The organism is Lysinibacillus sp. BPa_S21, assembly GCF_023337795.1.
In the GTDB taxonomy this organism is placed as follows: Bacteria; Bacillota; Bacilli; order Bacillales_A; family Planococcaceae; genus Lysinibacillus.
The window spans coordinates 54,172-75,516 of the sequence record NZ_JALIRS010000014.1; the positions used below are offsets into that span (position 1 = coordinate 54,172).

The 21,345-nt window shown below is 37.0% G+C and carries 16 protein-coding genes and 1 riboswitch; of the genes, 2 read left to right on the forward strand and 14 right to left on the reverse strand.

Going from position 1 to position 21,345, the window contains the following annotated elements:
• Positions 1–124: 124 nt before the first annotated feature.
• The 9 genes from MOK21_RS20530 to MOK21_RS20570 form a co-directional block, all read right to left on the reverse strand.
• On the reverse strand, positions 125–322 hold the full coding sequence (locus MOK21_RS20530) for a DUF6501 family protein (protein ID WP_053485867.1): 198 nt from the start codon (positions 320–322) through the stop codon (positions 125–127).
• Between the two features lie 306 nt (positions 323–628).
• Entirely contained in the window at positions 629–1,360 is a 732-nt protein-coding gene (locus MOK21_RS20535) for an amino acid ABC transporter ATP-binding protein (protein WP_249075814.1), read from the reverse strand.
• Positions 1,361–1,372: 12 nt separating this feature from the next.
• Complete coding sequence (locus tag MOK21_RS20540) at positions 1,373–2,098, reverse strand: amino acid ABC transporter permease (protein ID WP_249075815.1); 726 nt, start codon at positions 2,096–2,098, stop codon at positions 1,373–1,375.
• 136 nt (positions 2,099–2,234) lie between these two features.
• Positions 2,235–3,101, reverse strand: a complete 867-nt coding sequence (locus MOK21_RS20545) for a transporter substrate-binding domain-containing protein (RefSeq protein WP_249075816.1) — start codon at positions 3,099–3,101, stop codon at positions 2,235–2,237.
• Between the two features lie 116 nt (positions 3,102–3,217).
• A riboswitch (Lysine riboswitch) is annotated at positions 3,218–3,404 on the reverse strand.
• 511 nt (positions 3,405–3,915) lie between these two features.
• The gene (gene odhB, locus MOK21_RS20550; RefSeq protein ID WP_249075817.1) at positions 3,916–5,151 is read right to left on the reverse strand and encodes a 2-oxoglutarate dehydrogenase complex dihydrolipoyllysine-residue succinyltransferase; all 1,236 of its coding nucleotides are present in this window, start codon (positions 5,149–5,151) and stop codon (positions 3,916–3,918) included.
• A gap of 91 nt (positions 5,152–5,242) precedes the next feature.
• Entirely contained in the window at positions 5,243–8,065 is a 2,823-nt protein-coding gene (locus MOK21_RS20555) for a 2-oxoglutarate dehydrogenase E1 component (protein ID WP_249075818.1), read from the reverse strand.
• A gap of 230 nt (positions 8,066–8,295) precedes the next feature.
• Complete coding sequence (locus MOK21_RS20560) at positions 8,296–9,681, reverse strand: sensor histidine kinase (protein WP_249075819.1); 1,386 nt, start codon at positions 9,679–9,681, stop codon at positions 8,296–8,298.
• Positions 9,678–10,352, reverse strand: a complete 675-nt coding sequence (locus MOK21_RS20565; RefSeq protein WP_249075820.1) for a response regulator transcription factor — start codon at positions 10,350–10,352, stop codon at positions 9,678–9,680. Before MOK21_RS20565 ends, MOK21_RS20560 begins: the two co-directional genes overlap by 4 nt.
• Before the next feature lie 233 nt (positions 10,353–10,585).
• A complete protein-coding gene (locus MOK21_RS20570; RefSeq protein ID WP_249075821.1) occupies positions 10,586–12,613 on the reverse strand; it encodes a diguanylate cyclase domain-containing protein in 2,028 nt (675 codons plus the stop codon).
• Between the two features lie 553 nt (positions 12,614–13,166).
• On the opposite strand from MOK21_RS20570, the gene MOK21_RS20575 reads away from it, so the two are divergent.
• Positions 13,167–13,715 (forward strand): GNAT family N-acetyltransferase, encoded by a 549-nt coding sequence (locus MOK21_RS20575; protein ID WP_249075822.1) that lies wholly within the window; start codon positions 13,167–13,169, stop codon positions 13,713–13,715.
• A gap of 96 nt (positions 13,716–13,811) precedes the next feature.
• Here MOK21_RS20575 and MOK21_RS20580 read toward each other — a convergent pair whose 3' ends face one another.
• Positions 13,812–14,888: an undecaprenyldiphospho-muramoylpentapeptide beta-N-acetylglucosaminyltransferase gene (locus MOK21_RS20580; RefSeq protein WP_249075823.1), complete on the reverse strand. Its 1,077-nt coding sequence runs from the start codon at positions 14,886–14,888 to the stop codon at positions 13,812–13,814.
• A gap of 305 nt (positions 14,889–15,193) precedes the next feature.
• On the opposite strand from MOK21_RS20580, the gene MOK21_RS20585 reads away from it, so the two are divergent.
• Complete coding sequence (locus tag MOK21_RS20585; RefSeq protein ID WP_249075824.1) at positions 15,194–16,564, forward strand: MATE family efflux transporter; 1,371 nt, start codon at positions 15,194–15,196, stop codon at positions 16,562–16,564.
• 112 nt (positions 16,565–16,676) lie between these two features.
• On the opposite strand, the gene MOK21_RS20590 is transcribed toward MOK21_RS20585, so the two are convergent.
• The 4 genes from MOK21_RS20590 to MOK21_RS20605 all read right to left on the reverse strand — a co-directional run bounded on the left by MOK21_RS20590 (position 16,677) and on the right by MOK21_RS20605 (position 21,315).
• Positions 16,677–17,375, reverse strand: coding sequence for a CAP domain-containing protein (locus MOK21_RS20590; RefSeq protein ID WP_249075825.1), 699 nt, complete (start codon positions 17,373–17,375; stop codon positions 16,677–16,679).
• A gap of 365 nt (positions 17,376–17,740) precedes the next feature.
• Positions 17,741–18,643 (reverse strand): CobW family GTP-binding protein, encoded by a 903-nt coding sequence (locus MOK21_RS20595; protein WP_249075826.1) that lies wholly within the window; start codon positions 18,641–18,643, stop codon positions 17,741–17,743.
• An 80-nt stretch (positions 18,644–18,723) separates the two neighbouring features.
• Positions 18,724–20,229: a lmo1851 family serine protease gene (locus MOK21_RS20600; RefSeq protein WP_249075827.1), complete on the reverse strand. Its 1,506-nt coding sequence runs from the start codon at positions 20,227–20,229 to the stop codon at positions 18,724–18,726.
• Positions 20,230–20,580: 351 nt separating this feature from the next.
• Positions 20,581–21,315: an N-acetylmuramoyl-L-alanine amidase gene (locus MOK21_RS20605; RefSeq protein ID WP_249075828.1), complete on the reverse strand. Its 735-nt coding sequence runs from the start codon at positions 21,313–21,315 to the stop codon at positions 20,581–20,583.
• Positions 21,316–21,345 lie beyond the last annotated feature (30 nt).

Sequence of the window (21,345 nt, forward strand, 5' to 3'; positions counted from 1 at the left end):
TGAACCACCCTTTATTTTTATTCATACCGACTAAAGGAATGAATGGTGCTAGCACTATTTAACACCAGGACGTATTGTTTATGTACATGATAGCATTCATGACGCCATGGTGAAATCGATCTAGTCATTCGAAATAATCTTTATAGTAGCCACCAATATTACCAGTGTTATCGATAATAAAAATGAATTCTTCTGTTTCATTTTTTACATCATATTGTTTCCCTACTGTTAATACGTTTGAAACTAAATATTTTGATGCATTTGTATGCTTGCAAGTAACTGTGCGTACTGTCGGTGCATCTTTCCATTTTAAATGTAACATAATCTCTCTACCTCTCTTTACTAGCACTATGTAATGTCTACAACTTATTTTATAATATTTTTGTACGCTTGTGGAGAAAAAAACCATAGAAGACCATATTTTCTCCAGAACTATCCGTTTTATACCCATATCCTTCATAAAAAATTACTAGAGGTGTTAATATATGAGCTTTGGTGGTGTACCGCAATGGTTTTTTATACTGGCCGTTGCCTTTGCAATTTGCTTTATTTTATACGCAGAATGGAATTCTAGAAAATAAGTGAGCCCATTAATTTGGACTCACTTTTTTTGATTGCTAGTTGCAAGTTATTTTAATGTTCGTTTTAAAAACTCTTTTGTCCGTTCATGTTGAGGGGTGATTAAAACCTGTGCAGGTGACCCTTCCTCTACAATAACACCTTTATCCATAAAGACGACACGATCTGCTACTTCTTTAGCAAATTCCATTTCATGTGTAACAATTAACATTGTATTCCCGGCATCAGCTAGCTGACGCATTACTTTCAACACTTCACCTACCATTTCTGGATCAAGGGCTGACGTCGGTTCATCAAACAGCATGACTTCCGGGCTCATGGACAATGCTCGCGCAATCGCTACCCGCTGTTTTTGACCACCAGAAAGTTGTCGTGGCTTTGCACTAACGTATTGATCCATACCTACAATTTGCAAATATTTTAAAGCAACTTCCTCTGCTTCAACCTTCGAACGCTTTAAAACTTTCATTTGACCAACTGTGCAATTTTTAAGCACATTATGATTGTTGAATAAGTTAAATTGTTGAAATACCATACCTAAATGTGTACGATATTCCTGGATATTATGCTTTTCATCTAAAATGTTTTCACCTTTATATATAATTTGGCCGCCACTTGGGGTTTCCAGTAAATTAATGCAGCGTAATAATGTTGATTTACCAGATCCTGAAGAACCGATCAAGCACACAACCTCGCCTTTTTCTACTTGAAAATTTACATCCTTTAACACTTCGTTACGACCAAATGATTTACTTAAGTGCTCTATTTTAATAACTGTCATTTACTCGTCCCCCTATATTGCTTCTCTCTGTTCTTTTTGATAGGCATCTGGTCCATCCAGTCGTTTTTCAATATACAGTAAAATTCTTGATGCTGTGAATGTCATGATGAAATAAAGAACACAAGCTATAAAGAAGGATTCAAAATAACGAAAGTTATTCCCTGCAATTGACTTTGTTTGGAAAAATAATTCTGTAACTCCAATAACGTTTAAAACGGCTGTATCTTTAATGTTCATAATTAATTGGTTACCAGTTGCCGGCAATATATTTCGGGCAACTTGTGGTAAAACAACATGTAGCATGATTTGAACATGATTCATACCAATGGCCGATGCAGCCTCGTACTGCCCTTGATCAATGGAAACAATACCGCCACGCACGATTTCTGCCATATAAGCACCCGTATTGAGTGAAACCACTAAAATACCCGCTGTAATAAAATGCATATCAATACCAAATGCTATATCTAATCCGAAAAATACAACCATTGCTTGTACAATCATTGGTGTACCACGGAAGAATTCGACATAGCAAGTAAGTATAAAATTAATGAGTTTTAAGCAATAAAATTTTACACCCTTTTTACGAACTTTGATGGTATGCATAATTCCAATGAAAAATCCGATAAGTGCACCAATAATTGTACTACTAATTGAAATAAGTAATGTATAATAAGTACCTCGTAAAAACATTTGCCAGTTGTTCTCAACAATAGAAATAATCCATTCAAGACTCATGATGTTCCTCCTAACCACGTCGTGTTGCTTGTTTGTTACAGTATCTTATGAAACTTTTAGCTAAGACATTATTAAATATTTTGAGAGATTTTGTGATTGCACGGACTAGCAAATAGCCCGTGCATGTAAGTTTATGTTATTGAGCTGCTGGTTGTTGGCTAATGGCTTCTTCCATAATTTTTTGGCGCTCATCTTCTGAAATACCTTTTAAGATGTCATTGATTTTTTCAAGATCTGCATCACCTTTGCGTACACCAACTGCGATTGATGTATTTGAAATATCTGTCTTGAAGCCTTTTTCAAACTTTACATACGTAAATTTATCATTTGCAGCAGCAGCCGAAATACCTTCTGGACGTTCTGCTACATAGCCGTCAATTTTTCCAGCTTCTAAAGCTACACGCATAGCTGGGAAGTTATCCATTGCAGTTTGTTTTTTTACACCTTTGATTTGATCAATAACTGTGTAGTTAGAAGTATTTAATTGTGATGTGATTTTAGCTCCAGAGAAATCTTGGATGGATGTTGCTTTTTCATATTTGCTTCCTTTTTTAATAACCATGACAAAATCAGATGTATAGTAGTTTTCTGTAAAGTCGATTGTTTGCTTACGCTTATCGGTAGGTGACATACCAGCAATGATTGCATCGATTTTATTTGATTGTAGAGCTGGTACTAAACCATCCCATTCTAATTTTACGATCACTAATTCTTTTCCTAAACCTTCCGCTATTTTTTTTGCCATTTGTACATCATAGCCACCTGCATATTCTGCATTATCGGCAATTTTTACTGCGCCATTTGCATCATCTTGCTGCGTCCAGTTAAACGGAGCATAACCTGCTTCCATCCCAATACGGAATTGACCGCCACCCTCTTTTGTATCAGTACTTGCAGTACCTTTACTAGATGATGTCGTATCCTTCTTGTCACTCGTACCACAAGCTGCGAGCAAAATTGCGGTCATTACGGCCAACATAAATACTAACAATTTTCTTTTCATCAAATATTCCCCTTTTCTATAAAAAAATAAGACAACTGTACAAAAAAAGACCTAAGTACTGAACTTAGGTCTTACTTTTTTTAACAGTTGCCCAAATCCTCACTATAATTCCATCATTCCGAGATAGCACAACCTAGTAAACCTGGAAAATAATTCTCTAGGACAGTCCTGCACTTATTCACTGCAGACCCAGCATAAAAGTACGAGCTCCTTTTATACTTCGGCGATAGTTCCTTCTTCATTGCGTCTTCGCTTGCTTGTACTCAACAATGAACTAATAAATACCGCGCCTCTACCTCACAATAGGATAAATGTGAGGTTTGTTTATTTAATTGATATTAAGATACTACTATAAAAGTAACTTATTCGTCAAGATAATTTTATTACTTTTCAGACTAATTACAATATTAGGGTTTTTTATCTATTTTATAGCCAAATATACACTCTTACAATGTTGAAAATGATAACTCCGCTTAGCCATGAGATTTCGATAAAAGCGTATGTCGTCGCTTCGTGCCTGTTCAAGTCGTTCCGGCCAATCTTTCCGTCACTTCGGCCGTTTTATCCGTCGCTTTGACTCTTTTTTCCGTCGTTCTTGCTGCTGTTTCCGTCGCTTTGTGTCCGTTTCGTCGTTCCGGTCAATCTTTCCGTCGCTTCGATTGTTTTATCCGTCACTTTGACTCTTCTTTCCTTCGTTTTAAGTGCTGTTTCCGTCGCTTCGGTTCTTTTATCCATCACTTCTTTATAAATTGATCCATAAAAAGATAAAAAACCCTGCGAAACAATGTTCGCAAGGTTTTTATAAGCCCAGGAATTAAGAATTTAATAATAAATCTTCTGGGTTTTCAAGTAATTCTTTAACAGTTTTAAGGAAGCCTACAGAATCTTTACCATCGATAATACGGTGGTCATAAGAAAGTGCTAAGTACATCATTGGGCGAATTTCTACTTCACCATTCACTTCAACTGGACGTTTTTTGATAGTGTGCATACCAAGGATAGCAGCTTGTGTACCATTCATGATAGGTGTAGACATTAATGAACCGAATACCCCACCATTTGTAATTGTGAATGAGCCACCTGAAAGATCTGCTAAACCTAATTTTTTATCGCGTGCTTTTTTCGCTAGGTCTGCAATTGAATCTTCAATTTCTGCAAAGTTTTTACGGTCAGCATCACGTACAACTGGTACTACTAAACCTTCTTCTGTTGATACAGCTACACCGATATCAAAGAAGTTGTTTAAGTGAATTTCATCACCCACGATTTGTGCGTTAACATATGGGTATTTTTTAAGTGCTGCAACTACAGCTTTTGTGAAGAATGACATGAAACCAAGTTTTGAGCCAGTTGACTCGAAGAATTGGTCTTTTTTACGAGAACGTAAAGCCATTACGTTTGTCATATCTACTTCGTTAAATGTTGTTAACATTGCTGTAGATTGTTTTACTTCAAGTAAGCGTTTTGCAATTGTTTGACGGCGACGGCTCATTTTTTCAACTGTCACACGTGATTCATCAACTGCTGCAACTGCTTTCGGTGCTGCTGGAGCTGCTTGTGATGCTGCAACTGGAGCTGTACCATGAGCTGCTACGTCTTGTACACGAACGCGGCCTTGTGGATCTACTGGAGATACAGCAGCAAGGTCAATACCTTTTTCACGAGCAAGTTTACGAGCTGCTGGAGATGCGATTACACGCTCACCAGTAGTTTCTTCTACAACTGGTGCTGCTGCAACAGGTGCAGGTGCCGCTTGTGGTGCTGCTGGAGCTGGTGCTGCCTCAACTGGAGCTGCCGGAGCAGGTGCTGCGCCTTCGCCAGCTTCTACAACTGCGATTACTTGACCTACTAGTACAGTATCGCCTTCTTCAGCTAAAATTTGAGTTAAAACTCCCGCTTCTTCAGAAATGATTTCAGCGTTTACTTTATCTGTTTCAAGTTCAACGATGAATTCACCTTTTTCAACGCGATCGCCCACTTTTTTTACCCACTGTGCGATACTACCTTCTGTAATCGATTCTGCTAATTCAGGGACTTTAATTTCAGCCACTTTCATTTCCTCCTTTAATAAACGTGCATTGTGCACATTAGAAGGGCTACCGCCTTAGCAAGTAGCCCGGCTCTCATTAATTAATATGTGATTATTTAACCTTTACAGGCTCAGCAACTGCTTCTTCTACAAGTGCTGCTTGAGCTGCTTTATGAGAATCTGCATCACCTTCAGAAGTCGAACTCATTGCAGGTCGACCTACATAACGTAGTTTTTTACCTTCTGAAAGTTCGTGTAATGTTTCTAATGCATAATTCCAAGAACCTTGGTTTTTAGGTTCTTCTTGTACCCAAACGATTTCTTTTACATTAGGATACTTAGCAATGATATCAGCTACTTGCTCTTTTGGGAATGGGTAAAGTTGTTCTACACGAATAATGTGTAAGTGATCGAAGCCTTCACCGTCTTTAATGCGGTCTGCAATGTCGATCATTACTTTACCTGTACCTAATACAATACGTTCTACAGCTTCTGGTTTCGAACCTAGACCTGGTTGCTCAATTACTTCTTGGAATGAGCCATTTGCCAATTGTTCAGCGTTCGCTGCAGCTAATGGGTGACGAAGTAAGTACTTAGGTGAAACCACTACAAGTGGACGAACACCTTCAGTTCCTAATAATGCTGCTTGACGACGTAATAAGTGGTAGTAGTTACCTGCGTTTGAGCAGTTCGCAACGAACCAGTTATTTTCAGCTGACATTTGTAAGTAACGTTCCATACGGCTTGAAGAGTGTTCTGGTCCTTGACCTTCATAGCCATGTGGTAAAAGAATAACTAAACCAGATTTTTGACCCCATTTAGCACGTGCACCTGAAATAAAGTTATCGAACATAACTTGTGCCATGTTAGCAAAGTCACCAAATTGAGCTTCCCAAACTGATAGCACATGATCATTTTCTAAATTGTAACCATATTCAAAGCCTACTACCCCAGCTTCTGTAAGTGGAGAGTTGTGTACTGTAAATGATGCATTTGCACCTGAAATATGGTGAAGTGGTGTGAATAACTTACCATTGTTTTTGTCATGTAACACTAAGTGACGTTGAGAGAACGTACCACGTTGTGCATCTTGACCTGTAAAACGTACTGGAGTGCCATCTTGAATAATCGTTGCATATGCTAAAGTTTCTGCATGACCCCAGTCGATTTTTGCAGAAGCAAATGCATCACGGCGTTTTTCTAAAATTTTACCAAGTTTTTTCTGTGGTTCGAAGTTTTCTTCAAACACTAAAAGCTCTTCATTAATTTTTTCTAGACGTTCCGCACCAACTGCTGTATCAATTTGTGGGAATTCTACTTTTAATTCTTCAGGCATTTCTGGATGCTTATGCTCATCTTTGTCTGCCATTTCTTTCACATGATCATAAGCTGCTTGCATCTCTGCATAAATAGCTTTATCTAAAGCTGCTACTTCTTCAGCAGAAACTACGCCTTCAGCTGCTAATTGAGCACCGTATAAAGCGCGAACTGGTTCATGTTTAGAAACTAATTTATATGTTTCTGGGTTTGTTACAGTTGGATCATCCGTTTCATTATGACCATGACGACGGTAACCGATAAGGTCAACGATGATATCTTTACCGAATTTTTGACGGTAGTTAGCTGCAAAGCGTCCTACTAAAGCTACAGACTCAGGGCTATCTGCATTTACATGCACAACTGGTACTTCATAACCTTTTGCAGGGTCAGAAGAGTAAACAGAAGAGCGAGAGTCTTGTAATTCAGTTGTAAATCCAATCATGTTATTAGCAATGATGTGAATTGTACCACCAGTAGTGAACCCTTCAGTTTTTGCAAAGTTTAATACTTCTGTTACGATCCCTTGACCTGGGAATGCAGCGTCACCATGCACAAGAATACCTAATCCTTTTGTGCGGTCATGAATAGCTTGCCCTGGTTTAGAAGTGTCATCTTGTGCTGCACGTGCAGTACCTAAAACAACAGGATTCCCTACTTCTAAGTGGGATGGGTTGTAAGCTAGCTTTACATTCATACCAGATTCACGCATATATGAAGCACCCATATGGTACTTAACATCACCAGTCCAGCCTTTTGTAATTTCAAGGCGGCCGTCTTCTGGGATAAATAAATCATTAGATACATGTGCAAAGTCAGAGAACATCATATCGTATGGTTTATTTAAAATGTGTGTTAACACGTTTAAACGACCACGGTGAGCCATACCAATACGTACTTTTTCCACGTTATTTGCTTCAACTGTTTTCAAAATTTCATCAAATAGAACGATTTGAGTATCTAAACCTTCACCAGAGAAACGTTTTTGACCTACAAAAGTTTTATGAATAAACTTCTCGAAGTTTTCAACACGAGTTAAACGGTCTAATAAAGCTTTTTTCTCATTAGAAGTTAATGATTGTTTAAATGAACCTGTTTCAATTTGTGCTTGAATCCAATCACGTTCTTCTGTAGTTCCTACGTGATTATATTCAAACGCTACTTTACCTGTATAAACAGATTTTAAGTAATTGATTGCATCTTTACCATTTTTCACGTTTGCTGGCACATCTTTGAAGAAGACAGCTGCAGGAATTTCAGCTAAATCTGCAGCGCTTAGGTTGAACGCGCTTTCTTCAATTTGAGCTGTTTGTAGTTCACGGTTTTTCAAAGGATAAATATCTGCCGCTAAATGACCGTTTGAACGGATTGCATCTGCTAATTTCACAGCTGCTAACACTTTCTTGTAATCGCCAGCAGGAGCTGCTGCATTACTAGCTACAGCTACTTCACCTTCTACTACTACTGGTGCACCAAATTGTTGGAATAATAATACTAACTCCGGTTCTACTTCTTCAGGAGACTGTAAGAATAAGTCGTATTGCTCCATCACATATCCTAGGTTAGGACCAGAGAAAGCTGACCATGGAGAACTTACAGTTGTAACGTTGTTCGACATGAAAAATGACCTCCAAATTTTGCCTTTCGGCAGTTCCATTAATTAAAATACAATTAATTATATAATATTTCTTCGTTCTTTTAAAGGATGTTTGACATCTTATCCAATATTTAAAGAACGTTTTTTCCATCTCAATCTTACTACTCTTCACAAAAAATACAACTCTTTTTAGCAAATTAAGCAATTTTATTCTCAAAGGATGAAATAATTAAATAAAGCATGTAATTTTCTCAATTTTTCAGCGGGAATTTCATCAAGAAAACGGTTCCAACATTTTTATCACTCTTGACTTCCACTGAACTATTGTATTTTTCAAGTAACATTTTTGTAATACTTAGCCCTAAGCCTGTACCGCCTATTTGACGATTTCTCGCCTCATCAACCCGATAAAAGCGATCAAAGATAAATGGAATGTTTTCTTCAGCTATACCAATTCCATTATCTTCTATTTTAATCAAAACTTCCTTCCCTAATTCAGATAGTGAAATTTGAATCTCAGGAATTTTTTCACAATAACGAATTGCATTCTCTATTATATTACGAACAATTTGGCTAAGTGCATTTTCTGTTATAAATAATCGCCCTATTTCTTCATCTTTCGACAGCGTCATTCGAGCTTCTGGATGAAGAATTCTTGTTTCCTCTATAACCGCTTCTATAACAGCTACTGCATCAGCCTCACATTTGATGTCCTTTTCTTCACGACGTGCTAATTCAAGTAATTCTTCAATCATTTTACGCATCCGTGCAATTTCCGTTAATGAGGTTTCAATAGATTCCTCTAGAATTTCCGGATCATCCTTCCCCCATCTTTTTAAAAGGGATAGATGTCCTTCAATTGCCTGAATAGGCGTCCGTAACTCATGAGAAGCATCCGCTACAAATTGTTGTTGCTGTGTAAATGAGATTTGCAGTTCATTCATCATCGCATTGTACATTTTCAATAAATCACCAATCTCATCTTGAGACGTGTAAGATAATTGAATGGGTTCATTAAATCCTTTATCCATAACGGTTTTCATAGATGAACGTAACTCATGCAACGGTTTCGTCAAATAATTAGCAAGATAATAGCCAATTGAGGCTGATAACACTAATCCCCCAATCCCCGCTATGAGCATGGCCGTCAATAAATAATGCATTAGCGACTGAAACTTAGATAATGGATGAATAACTTGAATATACCCTTTGAAGAAGCCAAGCATTATCGGTTCGTTAATAACAAAGGCATCCTTATTATCAATTTTCATTTCTATAATTTCACGCACTTCGGTTAGCGGCGCTGCTTTCGAAGTTTCATTAATGCTTAAAATTTCAATACCATCTGCATTAAACATTCGGACGGTTTGATCTCGATCTACAATGGACTTTAAAAGACCCGTGTTATGTTGAATTTGCTGTATAGAAAGACTAGGTCCTTCCGACTCTAAAAAGGACACCAAATCATTCCTCGTAAGTGTAATCTTACTCTGCTCATCATTTATTAGCCATGTATGCAGCGAAATATATACGACAATACAAATAATAGTATAGCTAAAAAATATAACAGCACTAGATGTTAGCATCCATTTTCTTTGTAAGGACTGATTGACTAAATAATCTCTTAGTTTTTTCATTCTCGCATCACGTACCCAACACCACGAACAGTTTCGATATAGGCATTCATATCACCCGGTAGTTTATTTCGTAAATGCCGAATATATACATCTACTACATTTGTCTCTATATCCGTATCATACCCCCAAACAGAGGTTAAAATTAGCTCTCGTGTACATACTTTATTTTTATGTTCGATCAATAGTTTCAGTAAATCATATTCTGTTTTCGTTAAATCAAGCTTGTTTCCTTGTACCATTACTTCATAGGCCGCTACATCGATTTCAATATCACGAAAATGGAATGATTCACCCTTTTTTTCATCAGGCGTGATCCGACGCAATATAGTTCGAATTCTAGCTAGCAGTTCCTCGATAGCGAATGGTTTTACTATGTAGTCATCTGCACCAGCATCTAAGCCAGCTACACGATCCATTACAGCATCTCGTGCCGTTAACAATATAATAGGTACCTTTGACTGCGTGCGTATTCGACGACAAATTTCAATTCCATTTATTCCTGGAAGCATAACATCTAATAACAGCACGTCAAAATTATCAGATGATGCTAGCTCAAGTCCTTCGCGTCCATCAAAAGCGACGAATACTTCGTAACCTTCATGTTTTAATTCTAGCTCCACAAAGCGAGCGATATGCTTCTCATCTTCCACCAAAAGTATTCTTTTAGGCATTTCTTCACCTTCTATTCTAAATTAACGATGAGAGGAAGTTTCCTCTTAAATACAGTTATAGCATAACATCAAACAAAAAGTCTGTACTACAAGCACATACTTGTTTGTACAGACTTTTTTAACTGCTAGAAGCAATGTTTTTGGTAGCGAAAGCGAAACGTCAGCTACAACTGTGCGATAACGGCTAACTGACCTATCGAATTACGGACGCAATGATGCCGAAACATAAATAATTAGTTGTCAGTAATATAGTAATTATTTTTACCGAATTCCTTCGCTTTATATAATGCTTGATCTGCTAATTCTAGCAATTCATTTAATGTTTGAGCGTGATCCGGATAATAAGCTATTCCAATGGAAGCTGTTGGTGCAAAGTGATGTCTTTCAATCGTCCAACCTTTTTTTAGTTCATTTCGAATGCGATTAATAATATCCATCATCTGTGTGTCTCTCTTTTTTTCATCACGGGTTAAACCTGTTAAGACGACAATAAATTCATCGCCACCCATTCGTATAACTAAATCGTGATTACGTACAGCAGTAATTAAAACTTGGCCAAACTTTCGGATAAAATCATCCCCCGTGTCATGGCCGTACTGATCATTAACATGCTTAAAGTCATCCCCATCGATATAGAGCATAGCTAAGCACTCATTCCGTTCTTGCGCTTCTGCCAATAGTTTTGGAAATTCCTTTTGTAAAAAACGACGATTTGGTAGTTGTGTTAACGTATCGTGATAAGCTAAATATAATAAATCGTTCTCACGTTCTTTACGATGTGTTATTTCACGAGATACCATCATGATTTGTGAAACTTTTTCACGCTTTGGATCATGAACAACCGTTACATTTCCTTCAGTCCAAACAGGCGTTCCATCTTTTGCCCTTAAAAGCAACTCAAACTGGGTTTCCGTTTGACCTGAATAATTATTTAGAAACGTTTGCCATGAATTCTTACTTTGTTCATCAACAATGGTGCTGTAAAACTGACCTTGTAATTCTACGTTTTCGTAGCCTAAGAAAATCTGATAGGACGGCGAGGCATAAATAATGATGCCATCTTCATTTGTAATGACAATCAAATCATTTGTATTTTCTGTAATAAGACGAAATGTACGCTCAATATTTTTCAATTCCGTTAACATTCTTTTCTTGTCCGTAATATCATAGTTAATGGATAAATATTGTTCTGTCTTTCCAAACTCATCTTTTAATGGAACGATCGCTGCTTCTACCCATAAATCAGCATGGAATTTTGTACGGTAGCACAGCTCTCCTCGCCAAACTTTCCCCGCTTGCAGTGTTTTACGAATTATTTGTATTAAAACCTCCGTATTGTAACGAGGCTCGATTAATTTATACGATTGACCTATTAGCTCTTCTGCCTTAAAACCAGTCGCATTTAAAAATAGATCATTTACTTCTAGAATATTAGCATTACTGTCCAACACAGCAATGGACGCTGCAGAATTAAGAGCAGCCTTAAAAACCTCTAAACCATGAGATTTTGAACGTAACTCTGCTTTTTGTTCAGTGAATTGTGTGCAATCCTTCATAAGTAGAAAAATAGCTAAAGAGTTATCCCCTTGCATAACTGGAGATAGTGATATTAAATACACACGCTCTTTTTTATCCAGTGTATGAAGCTTGATAAGTTTTTCACCAATGTTTTCGCCCATAGCGGCTTTTTGTAAATACTTTTGTATGTTCTCTACTTCCTCTTTAGGAACAATCGGTAGATCAACGAATAATTGCTGTTTAACCGTTTCGGTATCTAATGCAAAGTCTTCCGTGAAGCTGGAATTTACTTCATAAATAGCCCCATCAGCTGATAAGATGACCGTAGAAAAAAAAGCATGATCAAACATGGAGCGTAGAAACAAAAACTTATCCTCGATACTTCGGTCATAGAGAATTTCTTTAGTGATGGCTAAGACATAGTTTTCTTCATTATATTCAAAGGGACGAACAGACGTTTCGTATTTTCGAACTTCTGATTGATAATAGGCATAATCCACATAATCAACTTGACTATGCTTAGTAATTGCTTGATTGTAATTTTCTTGAATTACAGAAATATTTTCACGACTTAAAGGAAGGGTCGAAAGCATCTTCCCAATCGCCTCATGTGATAACAAATCTCGAGCTGCTTTATTTAAGCGAATATATTGATAATCGTCTCCCACTTTTTTCATTAAAAAGACAAAATCTTTGCCAATAAACAATTCATTAAATAAATCTTCGCTTAAAAGATCTTTCATGCTGTCACCCCCTTAAGTCGTTAATATTAATATAGAATTTTTATATAGTTTTTGTTTATACAAAAAAATCAATACTACTATTATAACATAATTTTTTAAAACCGCCCTCCTAAAATTGGAAAAATTTTATCCTTTTAAGGCTATTTTTTGATAATTTACCTTTATGAAAGAAATAACATAATGCTAAAGAAACAAAATTCAAATGTTTTTACATTCAAAATTGATATTTTAGTCTTATTTCTCCTAAATATTACAAATAAACATAATTTAACAATTGATAAAATTATTGATTTTTCGGAATTTGCTGACTAATAAACTTATTTTTTGTTTGAGCGAGGAAAATGATTGCATAAAGCAGGATGATTGTTATATTATATTAAAAAAACTAGCCATTTTTCGGTATGGTCGAAAAATCAGTAAGACAGCGGGAGATTATGGATATCATAGTTTTAACGTCTAGTTCTTTGGGTTTTAATTCCAGTACGAATTTTAGTTTTCTTCTTTATGCTTTAAAGGAATTGTTTTAACTACCCTAGTAAAGGAGGCGTTTCGTATGCTTAAACATCGAGACCTACATGAATGTACAGAGCTTTATGAGCTATTATCACACCCTTCTGTTTTCCCTTTTGTCCGTCAAAAAGCCACATCAGCTGATGAATATTGGTTTATGACAAAACAACTGATTGAAGAAGAATCGAAGGGACTCGCTATTTCTAGAACAATTACTGATGACTGGGGTCAACCAATCGGCACCATTAGCATTCATGATGTGGAGGATGGTGCAGGCTTTTTAGGAACGTGGATTGGACTCCCTTACCAAGGTCAGGGCTATAACCAAAAAGCTAAAATGCTTTTTCTGAATGAACTATTCTTTGATTATAACTTCCATACGGTATTTCTCCGTATTCGTATTGAAAATATAAAATCACAACGTGCAGCCTTAAAACTACCCTATGTGATAAGTGCGAATGAAAGTCACCCAACATTATTAGCACAAGTTAATAAAGGCGAAGCACAATTTAATTTATATAAAATTCCAAAAGACTTGTTCTATCTTACAACAGCCAATCAAATGGCAGAAGGCGAAGAACAAGCGATGTAACTGTTATTTCATAAAAATAAGCTATGTGTTCTGTCGTCATGACAGGCACATAGCTTTTATTTTTGGACTTCCCTAGATTTTTTAGCTAAAAAGAGTCTATTTTTTATATTGTAAAATCAATTTCGCCATTTCATCTGGTGTTTTCGGTCTTTGTGTTTTTTCCATCGTTGCAACCATTTCTACTTTGCGCTCTGTTAGCACATGAACCGATTTTTTAAAGGATTCCTTCGTTAACTCTTCCTCTTGTAAGACTTCCGCGTACCCTTGGCGTTTAAATAAGTTGGCATTTAAAATTTGATCACCACGACTTTTTTGTGCAGATAATGGCACTAATAACATCGGTTTATGAAGTGCTAGGAATTCAAAAATGGAATTAGAGCCTGCACGTGACACGACAAAGTCTGCCGCATGCAATAAATCCGGTAATTCTGTTGTCACATATTCAAACTGCTTATAACCGTGCATCGATTCAAGTGATTCGTCATAATTCCCTTTACCACACAAATGAATGATCTGAAATTGTTTTACAAGCTCAGGTAAATTTTGACGAAGTGCATCATTCAAGACAACTGAACCTAGACTCCCTCCCATAACAAGAAGAACAGGCTTTAATGTTGTAAAGCCACATACCGATAACCCTTCGGCACGATTTCCCATAAATAGCTCTTGGCGAATAATGGAGCCTGTGCATGTGGCCTTTTCTTTCGGTAAGTGCTGCAATGTTTCTTCAAAAATCGTAAAGATGTGTGAGGCAAAAGGTAGCGCAATTTTATTGGCCAAGCCCGGTGTAACATCTGACTCATGAATGACTACTGGAACACCTGCAAGTTTTGCAGCCATAACTACTGGTACTGAAACAAAGCCACCCTTTGAAAAAATCACTTGTGGCTTCACTTTTTTGATAATACGAAAAGCCTGCATAATTCCAGCAAGCACTTTAAAAGGATCTGTAAAATTTTTCATTGAGAAATAACGACGCAATTTCCCACTTGAAATACCGTAAAACGGAATATCAGGAAACGCCTCGCCTATTAATTCTTTTTCAATGCCCTGTTCTGAGCCAATATAGTGGACATCATAACCTAGTTCTTGTAAAGACGGGATTATCGCTTGATTGAGCGATACATGACCAGCTGTCCCTCCACCGGTTAAAATGATTGTTTGTTGTTTCACATTAATTCTCCTATTCCTACCATACTACTTTTTGTTTACAGTCTTTTATTTTACTATATGCGAACGAAAAGATATAGATGAAGCTTTTAACTTTCTTCAGTAGGCCTCTAAACATCTGCTGAAATTAAGGAACTCATGCTAAGAACTTCACATCCTGCGTGACTAACAATGTGCAGTTGCTGTCGCTTCGCTTTCGCACAGTAAACATTTGTTGGTATAATACCTTCGGACGCAATTATTTTTCAATTTCCCTCCATTTTGTATGATATACTAATTAATTATGTTAATGAAGGAAGATATACACTATGAAACAAACCACTAGTTTAAAAGAAAAATATGCATTGATATTGAAAATTATCGTTCCCATTTTAGTCACGCAAGTCGCAATTTATCTTATTTCTTTCTTTGATATTTTAATGTCGAGTCGCTACGGTACCGCAGACTTAGCCGGAGTGTCAATAGGCTCATCTATTTGGATGCCTATTTATATAGGGTTATCTGGAATTCTTCTTGCGATCACACCGATTGTCTCACAACTTGTTGGAGCTAAAAAAGAGATAGAAGCAAAGAAGGCTGTTCAGCAAGGAATCTATGTAGCCATTTTACTAGCGGTACTTATTTTTATAGTATTACTAGTCGGAATGGATTGGATTCTTGGAAAAATGAATTTAGAAGCATCTGTACATACTATTGCTAAATCATATATTCACGCAATGTGCGCCGGTCTTTTACCACTCTTTTTATTTTTTGTCATGCGCTGTTTTATCGATGCACTAGGACAAACTCGCGTAACGATGATTATTACTTTACTAACAACGCCCATTAATATTGTGCTGAATTATATTTTTATTTTTGGCAAGTTTGGTGCACCCGAGCTTGGCGGAATCGGTGCAGGCGTTGCAACAGCGATTACATACTGGCTAGTTTTCTTTATCACAGTTTGGATTATTGCTAAACGCGTGCCCTTTGAACGCTTCCGCCTATTCCATGACTGGCCAAAATTAGAGTGGCTTCGTTGGAAGGAAATTTTAATCATTGGTGTTCCGATTGGCATATCCTTATTTGCAGAAACAAGTATTTTTTCTGCTGTGACGATGATGATGAGTAACTTTAGTACAGCAATTATCGCAGCTCATCAAATTGCTTTAAATTTTACTTCCCTCCTATATATGGTACCTCTTAGTATTTCGATGGGCGTTACGATATTAGTAGGTTTTGAAATAGGCGCTGGCAGAATGCACGATGCAAAACTCTATAGCAATTTATGTGTTGGCACCGCGATTTTATTTAGCTTTATTTCAGCTTGTATCCTGTTTATCCTTCGTGAGCCTGTTGCAAATATGTATACGAACGATGGTAAAGTGCTAGAATACGCCGTTCATTTTTTAATTTACGCCGCCATTTTCCAGCTTTCTGATGCTATCCAAGCACCTGTACAAGGAGCTTTGCGAGGTTATAAGGATGTTACAATAACCTTTATTATGGCCATCATTTCGTATTGGGTGATCGGCTTGCCTGTCGGGTATGTAATTGCCACTCATACAAACTTGGGACCTTTTGGTTACTGGATTGGGCTTGTAGCAGGTCTGACAACCGGAGCGATTACTTTATTAATACGTTTATTACTTGTTCAAAAAAGATATTCTAGGACAACCAAAACAACAATAGCAAACTAGACTTCGTTCTAGTTTGCTTTTTTATTATAGAAGTAAACTTTTTTACATAAAAAAAGATGCCCACTAAGTTTTTTACAACTTAGTAGACATCCTATCTTCAATGAAGCTATTATTATTTTTGGATAAATTGTTGTGTCCAGTAGTTGCCTGATTTCACATAGCCGACACCAATATGCGTAAATTTCTCATTTAAAATATTCGCACGGTGACCAGGTGAATTCATCCAACCTTGTACTACTTCTTGAGGTGTACGTTGACCCTGTGCAATATTTTCACCTGCACTCTTATACGTAATACCTAAAGCTTTCATTCGATCAAATGGTGAACCGAAAGTTGGGCTTGTGTGTGAAAAATAGTTTTTAGATTGCATATCTTGTGATTTTTCACGAGCAGCTGCCATCAATTGAGCATCCGTTTTAAAAGGTGCTAAACCAGCTTTTGTACGTTCAGCATTCGTTAATTTTACTACCTCTTGCTCAAAAGCATTCACATCTGAAGTAGTTGTTGATGGTGTAGATTGAGTTGGTGCAGTTGTTGTATTATCTTTTTGAGTTGTTTGTGTATTGTTATTTGTTGCTTGATTATTTTCTGGTGCTTGTGTTTCTTTTGATGGTGCTTGTGTTTGTGGTTGATTTACAAACCACTTATGATTTGGCCATTGGTTTGACCATTGATTTGACCATTTATAATTATAAACTTTATTACAGTCTGTAGTTGTGTTCCCCTCTGTAGTATTTGCTGCAGCGGAAGCCATTTGAATTGGAGCTGCTAATAAAAATGTTGCACAAATTGCAGTTAGTGTTTTTTTCATTTTTGCAATTCCTCCTTCTCTGCAACCAATCGTAAAGTACAAATTTAATAAATTTCTTGCCAGCATTTGCTAACAACACCATCAGAGAAATAAATTCGCATCAAATAGAGGATTGTTAACAATAATTTTTAGCAAGTTTCACCAGCCTATGAAATACTTACGTTACAAATAGGGTTGACACCTCTAAAAAACTAGCAACTATTTTCAACATTCTCATAGAAAGTTTCATACAAAAACAAGTTCCCTCTATTTCACTTATCAAAAAAAATCTGCATTGATTACAACTTTTATAAGACGACAGAAACATTCGTGTCTTACAAGTAGAAATCTGCAGATTTATATGTCCATATAGAGAAGCCTATTTTTTAATGAAGACCTATTATGTTTAAGTTACTTACATTTTCACCAATGATAACGAGTTTTGCGGGCATTTTTACGTACTCTGGAAGCCATTGGACCATGCCATACGCATATTGAAACAGCATGGGATTTTTGATACCTTCAATGGGCACATAGCCTTTCATTCGATATACAGTTTCAGGCAATGTACATACCCAATCCTCAAATTGCTCCTGTGTAAAATCAACGTCCTTAAATTCAACTAATCGTGAACCGAGATTCATTGATGCGATTGGAGCCTTTATAACATCTTGTTGATCCACCTGAGCTGTTGCCTTCAACCCTTCTAATAAATGTAACGGTACTCGCCCATTCGTCGTTTGCAAAATAAAGGCATGAGGATTAAAGCCTTGTAGCTCATAAACAACCCTTGCCTGCTCTGCCTCTGTTAATAAATCCGTTTTGTTAGCTAGCAATAAATGCGCGTGACGGATTTGTTCCATAAATAAAGAGCGTACTTGCGGTGTTAACGTCTCTCGATTTAACCACAGCTTTGAGTCGGCAACCGTGATAATTCCTTTGACATTTAGCTTTTCCGCAAATAACGGTGAATACACGGCATCTAATGCTTCAACAGGATGTGCAGCACCTGTTGTTTCAATAATTAGGACATCAAAGTCACTATCTAATAGAAGAGATTGAATTTGTGCCTCTGTTTTTTCGGCGCCAGAACAGCAAATGCAACCCTCTAGCATTTCCTTGAGTGGAATATCCTTTTCCACAGCCTGTGAGTCAAATGGTAGCTTGCCAAGCTCATTCATAATGACTGCAGGCTTTAAATTTTTTTCTTTTAATTGTCGAATAACATCTGTTAGCATGGATGTTTTCCCGCTACCTAAAAAGCCACTAAATAAGTATACGTCCTTCATATTTATTACCTCCATATAAAAAGCTGTCGCAAAAGGCCATTAGAGACGCCTGATGCAACAGCTACTTTGTTAGTTTGAGTTTACTCTGTTTTTGCTGGTGTACTCGTAAGCAGTTCTTTTGCTTTTAACAATTGAGGATCCTCTGCTTTTATTTTAGCACGTAATGCTTCCATTAAAGCATACGTTGTATCGCCAGTTAAAACACCAGTTTCTTCTAGTTTATTTGCAGCTTGCAGTTTTTTCACTGCACGTTCTGTATTTTGATCAAAAATACCGTCTACCTTCCCAGGCTCATATCCTAGAACTTCTAGCATCTCTTGTGCCGCTTTTACAGAGTTTGACTGCACGCCCGTTTTCATTTCAATTGATGGATCTAAATAAGGTAATGATGCATAAGATGGGTATGACACTTTAACATCTGGAGCTATACCTTTTTCATGAATCCAGTTACCATTTGGTGTTAGCCATTTAGCTGTTGTAAATTTAAGGTTAGAGCCATCTTTTAATGGCGTGATATTTTGCACTGTACCTTTACCAAACGAAGTTTCACCCACAATTTTAGCACCGGCAGATTCTTTTAGTGCACCTGCTAATATTTCAGAAGCAGAAGCACTACCACTATCGACTAGCACTGTCACTGGAACATTATATTTTTTACCAGCAGTAGCTTTTGTAATTTCCGGCTCTCCGTTTTTTTGTTGCACTTGTACAATCGGTTTACCTTCCGGAACAAATAAATTCGAAATTTCGATTGCGTCAGTTAAGAAGCCACCCGGATTTTGTCGTACATCTAATACGATACCTTTTAAGTCTTTACCTTCGTAGTCAGAAAGAATTTTTTCAAATTCTTTTGCTGTATTTTCACTAAATGACGTAATTTGGATATGGGCGATACCGTCTTTAAGCATTTCCCCGTAAACCGTTTCAACCGGAATTTCATCACGGACAATCGTCATATTAAGAGGTTCAGCATTTCCTTCTCGTTTCACGGTTAATTTTACAGGTGTTCCCTTTTCACCACGAATACGTGCAACCGCTTCAGATGCACTTAACCCATGGATACTTTTCCCATCAACAGTTAAGATAATATCTTTCGGTAATAGCCCAGCCTTTTCAGCGGGTGAATTTTTAATAGGTGACACAACTGTAATAGCACCGTTACGCTCTTGTATTTCCGCACCAATTCCTTGGAAACTAGAAGATAAAGTAGAATTTAATTGATCTGCTTCTTCCTTCACTAAGAAATCAGAATACGGATCACCTAAAGCGTCAAACATACCATTAATAGCACCATCGACCACTTTCGCATCGTCGATATCTTTGTAATAGTTTTTTTTAAGCAAATCATAGGCTTCGTACAATTTTGAAAATTCCGGACGTCCTTTCGGTACTTTCACTTCAACTGCTTTCTTATCTCCGAATGTTAACGCAAATATCGTTAAGCCTGCCGTAATAAGGATTGTAAAGAACATCAGCATGATAAATTTAAACGGTTTCATTTGTATAAAACGTCCTGCTGGTTTGACCCCAGCAGGTGGTGTTTGTTCTGGCTGCTGTTCGATACTATCTTTTTTCTGTTCATCCATCTTGATTGTCACCACTCTCATATACACTAACTTGTTGTCACACTATTACCATCTTAACAGGTTATAGGGAAGACGAAAAGAAAAAGACTGTCAAAATTTCACGACAAATCTTGTCCTACAACAATCTTCCTAAAATCCAGCATTTCTTAAACATTTTATTGTTAAGTACATTATTCTATGTAGATGTGATTGCCTTAGATTTTGTAAAAGTAAAGGTACCTTTGAAGCACTTTTCTAAAGGCACCTTTATGATCTGCTAAGTTGAAGGTATATAATGGTACTGCTTTTCTATTTTACCCGTTTCATCCATGCAGTCAACTAAAATCCTCAAGTATATTAGAAATTAACTTCTTATGCATCTTTAATATACGTAACTTGCGCCAATTTAGCATTTTTTATTTTAATCTCTGCATTTTTTGCTGCATTAATCCCTGTAAAAGTGCCTGTTTTTATTCGATAATATGGATCATCCTTCTCAATATAAACAAGCCAGCCAAATGATTTTTTCATCACCTGCGCTGCACTTTCCGCTGCTTTAAGCGTACTATACGTTCCGGTTAAAATACGATACTTGCGCGTTTCTACTGGAGGAATTTGAACATCTCCAGCTTTTTTAACCATGTCCATGAATTGAGTCCAAGATACTTTTCCAGCCCGTATATTACGGGGGCAATTTTTCCCACTAAAATGATTGTGTTGCACAATATTTTGAACTGTAATTTTTTCATCTTTTATAATTTTTGCGATAAGACTAGCCGCATTTTCGACAGCTTTTAAATAATTCCCATCACTATTTACGCAAATTTCCACTTGAATACCTTGGCTATTTCCGACATAAGTCCCTGTCGCCCAACACTCCCAAAAATGTTCAAATGATTGTACAGCTTCCTGATCATCTACTTGCCAATGCCAGCTAGCTTCCCTACTGTTGCCGTTTATCTGTAGACGAGCATGAGCGTCAGCATCAGCTCCAACGCTAGTATTATCCGTTTCATGAACGACAAGATATTTTTTTGCATTATTTTTACCATTTGTCATTTTTAATGCTTGCGAAGTTGGCACTAGTTTTTGGCGAATTGTTACCAAAGGTTTACCCTCCTTCCTTTTGTCATATAA

Coding starts and splice junctions, on each gene's coding strand:
- MOK21_RS20540 (WP_249075815.1), bottom strand. CDS start 2,098: ATGAGTCTTGAATGGATTATTTCTATTGTTGAGAACAACTGGCAAATG.
- MOK21_RS20560 (WP_249075819.1), bottom strand. CDS start 9,681: ATGAAAAAACTAAGAGATTATTTAGTCAATCAGTCCTTACAAAGAAAA.
- MOK21_RS20565 (WP_249075820.1), bottom strand. CDS start 10,352: ATGCCTAAAAGAATACTTTTGGTGGAAGATGAGAAGCATATCGCTCGC.
- MOK21_RS20595 (WP_249075826.1), bottom strand. CDS start 18,643: ATGAAGGACGTATACTTATTTAGTGGCTTTTTAGGTAGCGGGAAAACA.
- MOK21_RS20530 (WP_053485867.1), bottom strand. CDS start 322: ATGTTACATTTAAAATGGAAAGATGCACCGACAGTACGCACAGTTACT.
- MOK21_RS20545 (WP_249075816.1), bottom strand. CDS start 3,101: ATGAAAAGAAAATTGTTAGTATTTATGTTGGCCGTAATGACCGCAATT.
- MOK21_RS20570 (WP_249075821.1), bottom strand. CDS start 12,613: ATGAAAGATCTTTTAAGCGAAGATTTATTTAATGAATTGTTTATTGGC.
- MOK21_RS20585 (WP_249075824.1), top strand. CDS start 15,194: ATGAAACAAACCACTAGTTTAAAAGAAAAATATGCATTGATATTGAAA.
- MOK21_RS20555 (WP_249075818.1), bottom strand. CDS start 8,065: ATGTCGAACAACGTTACAACTGTAAGTTCTCCATGGTCAGCTTTCTCT.
- MOK21_RS20600 (WP_249075827.1), bottom strand. CDS start 20,229: ATGGATGAACAGAAAAAAGATAGTATCGAACAGCAGCCAGAACAAACA.
- MOK21_RS20590 (WP_249075825.1), bottom strand. CDS start 17,375: ATGAAAAAAACACTAACTGCAATTTGTGCAACATTTTTATTAGCAGCT.
- MOK21_RS20535 (WP_249075814.1), bottom strand. CDS start 1,360: ATGACAGTTATTAAAATAGAGCACTTAAGTAAATCATTTGGTCGTAAC.
- MOK21_RS20575 (WP_249075822.1), top strand. CDS start 13,167: ATGCTTAAACATCGAGACCTACATGAATGTACAGAGCTTTATGAGCTA.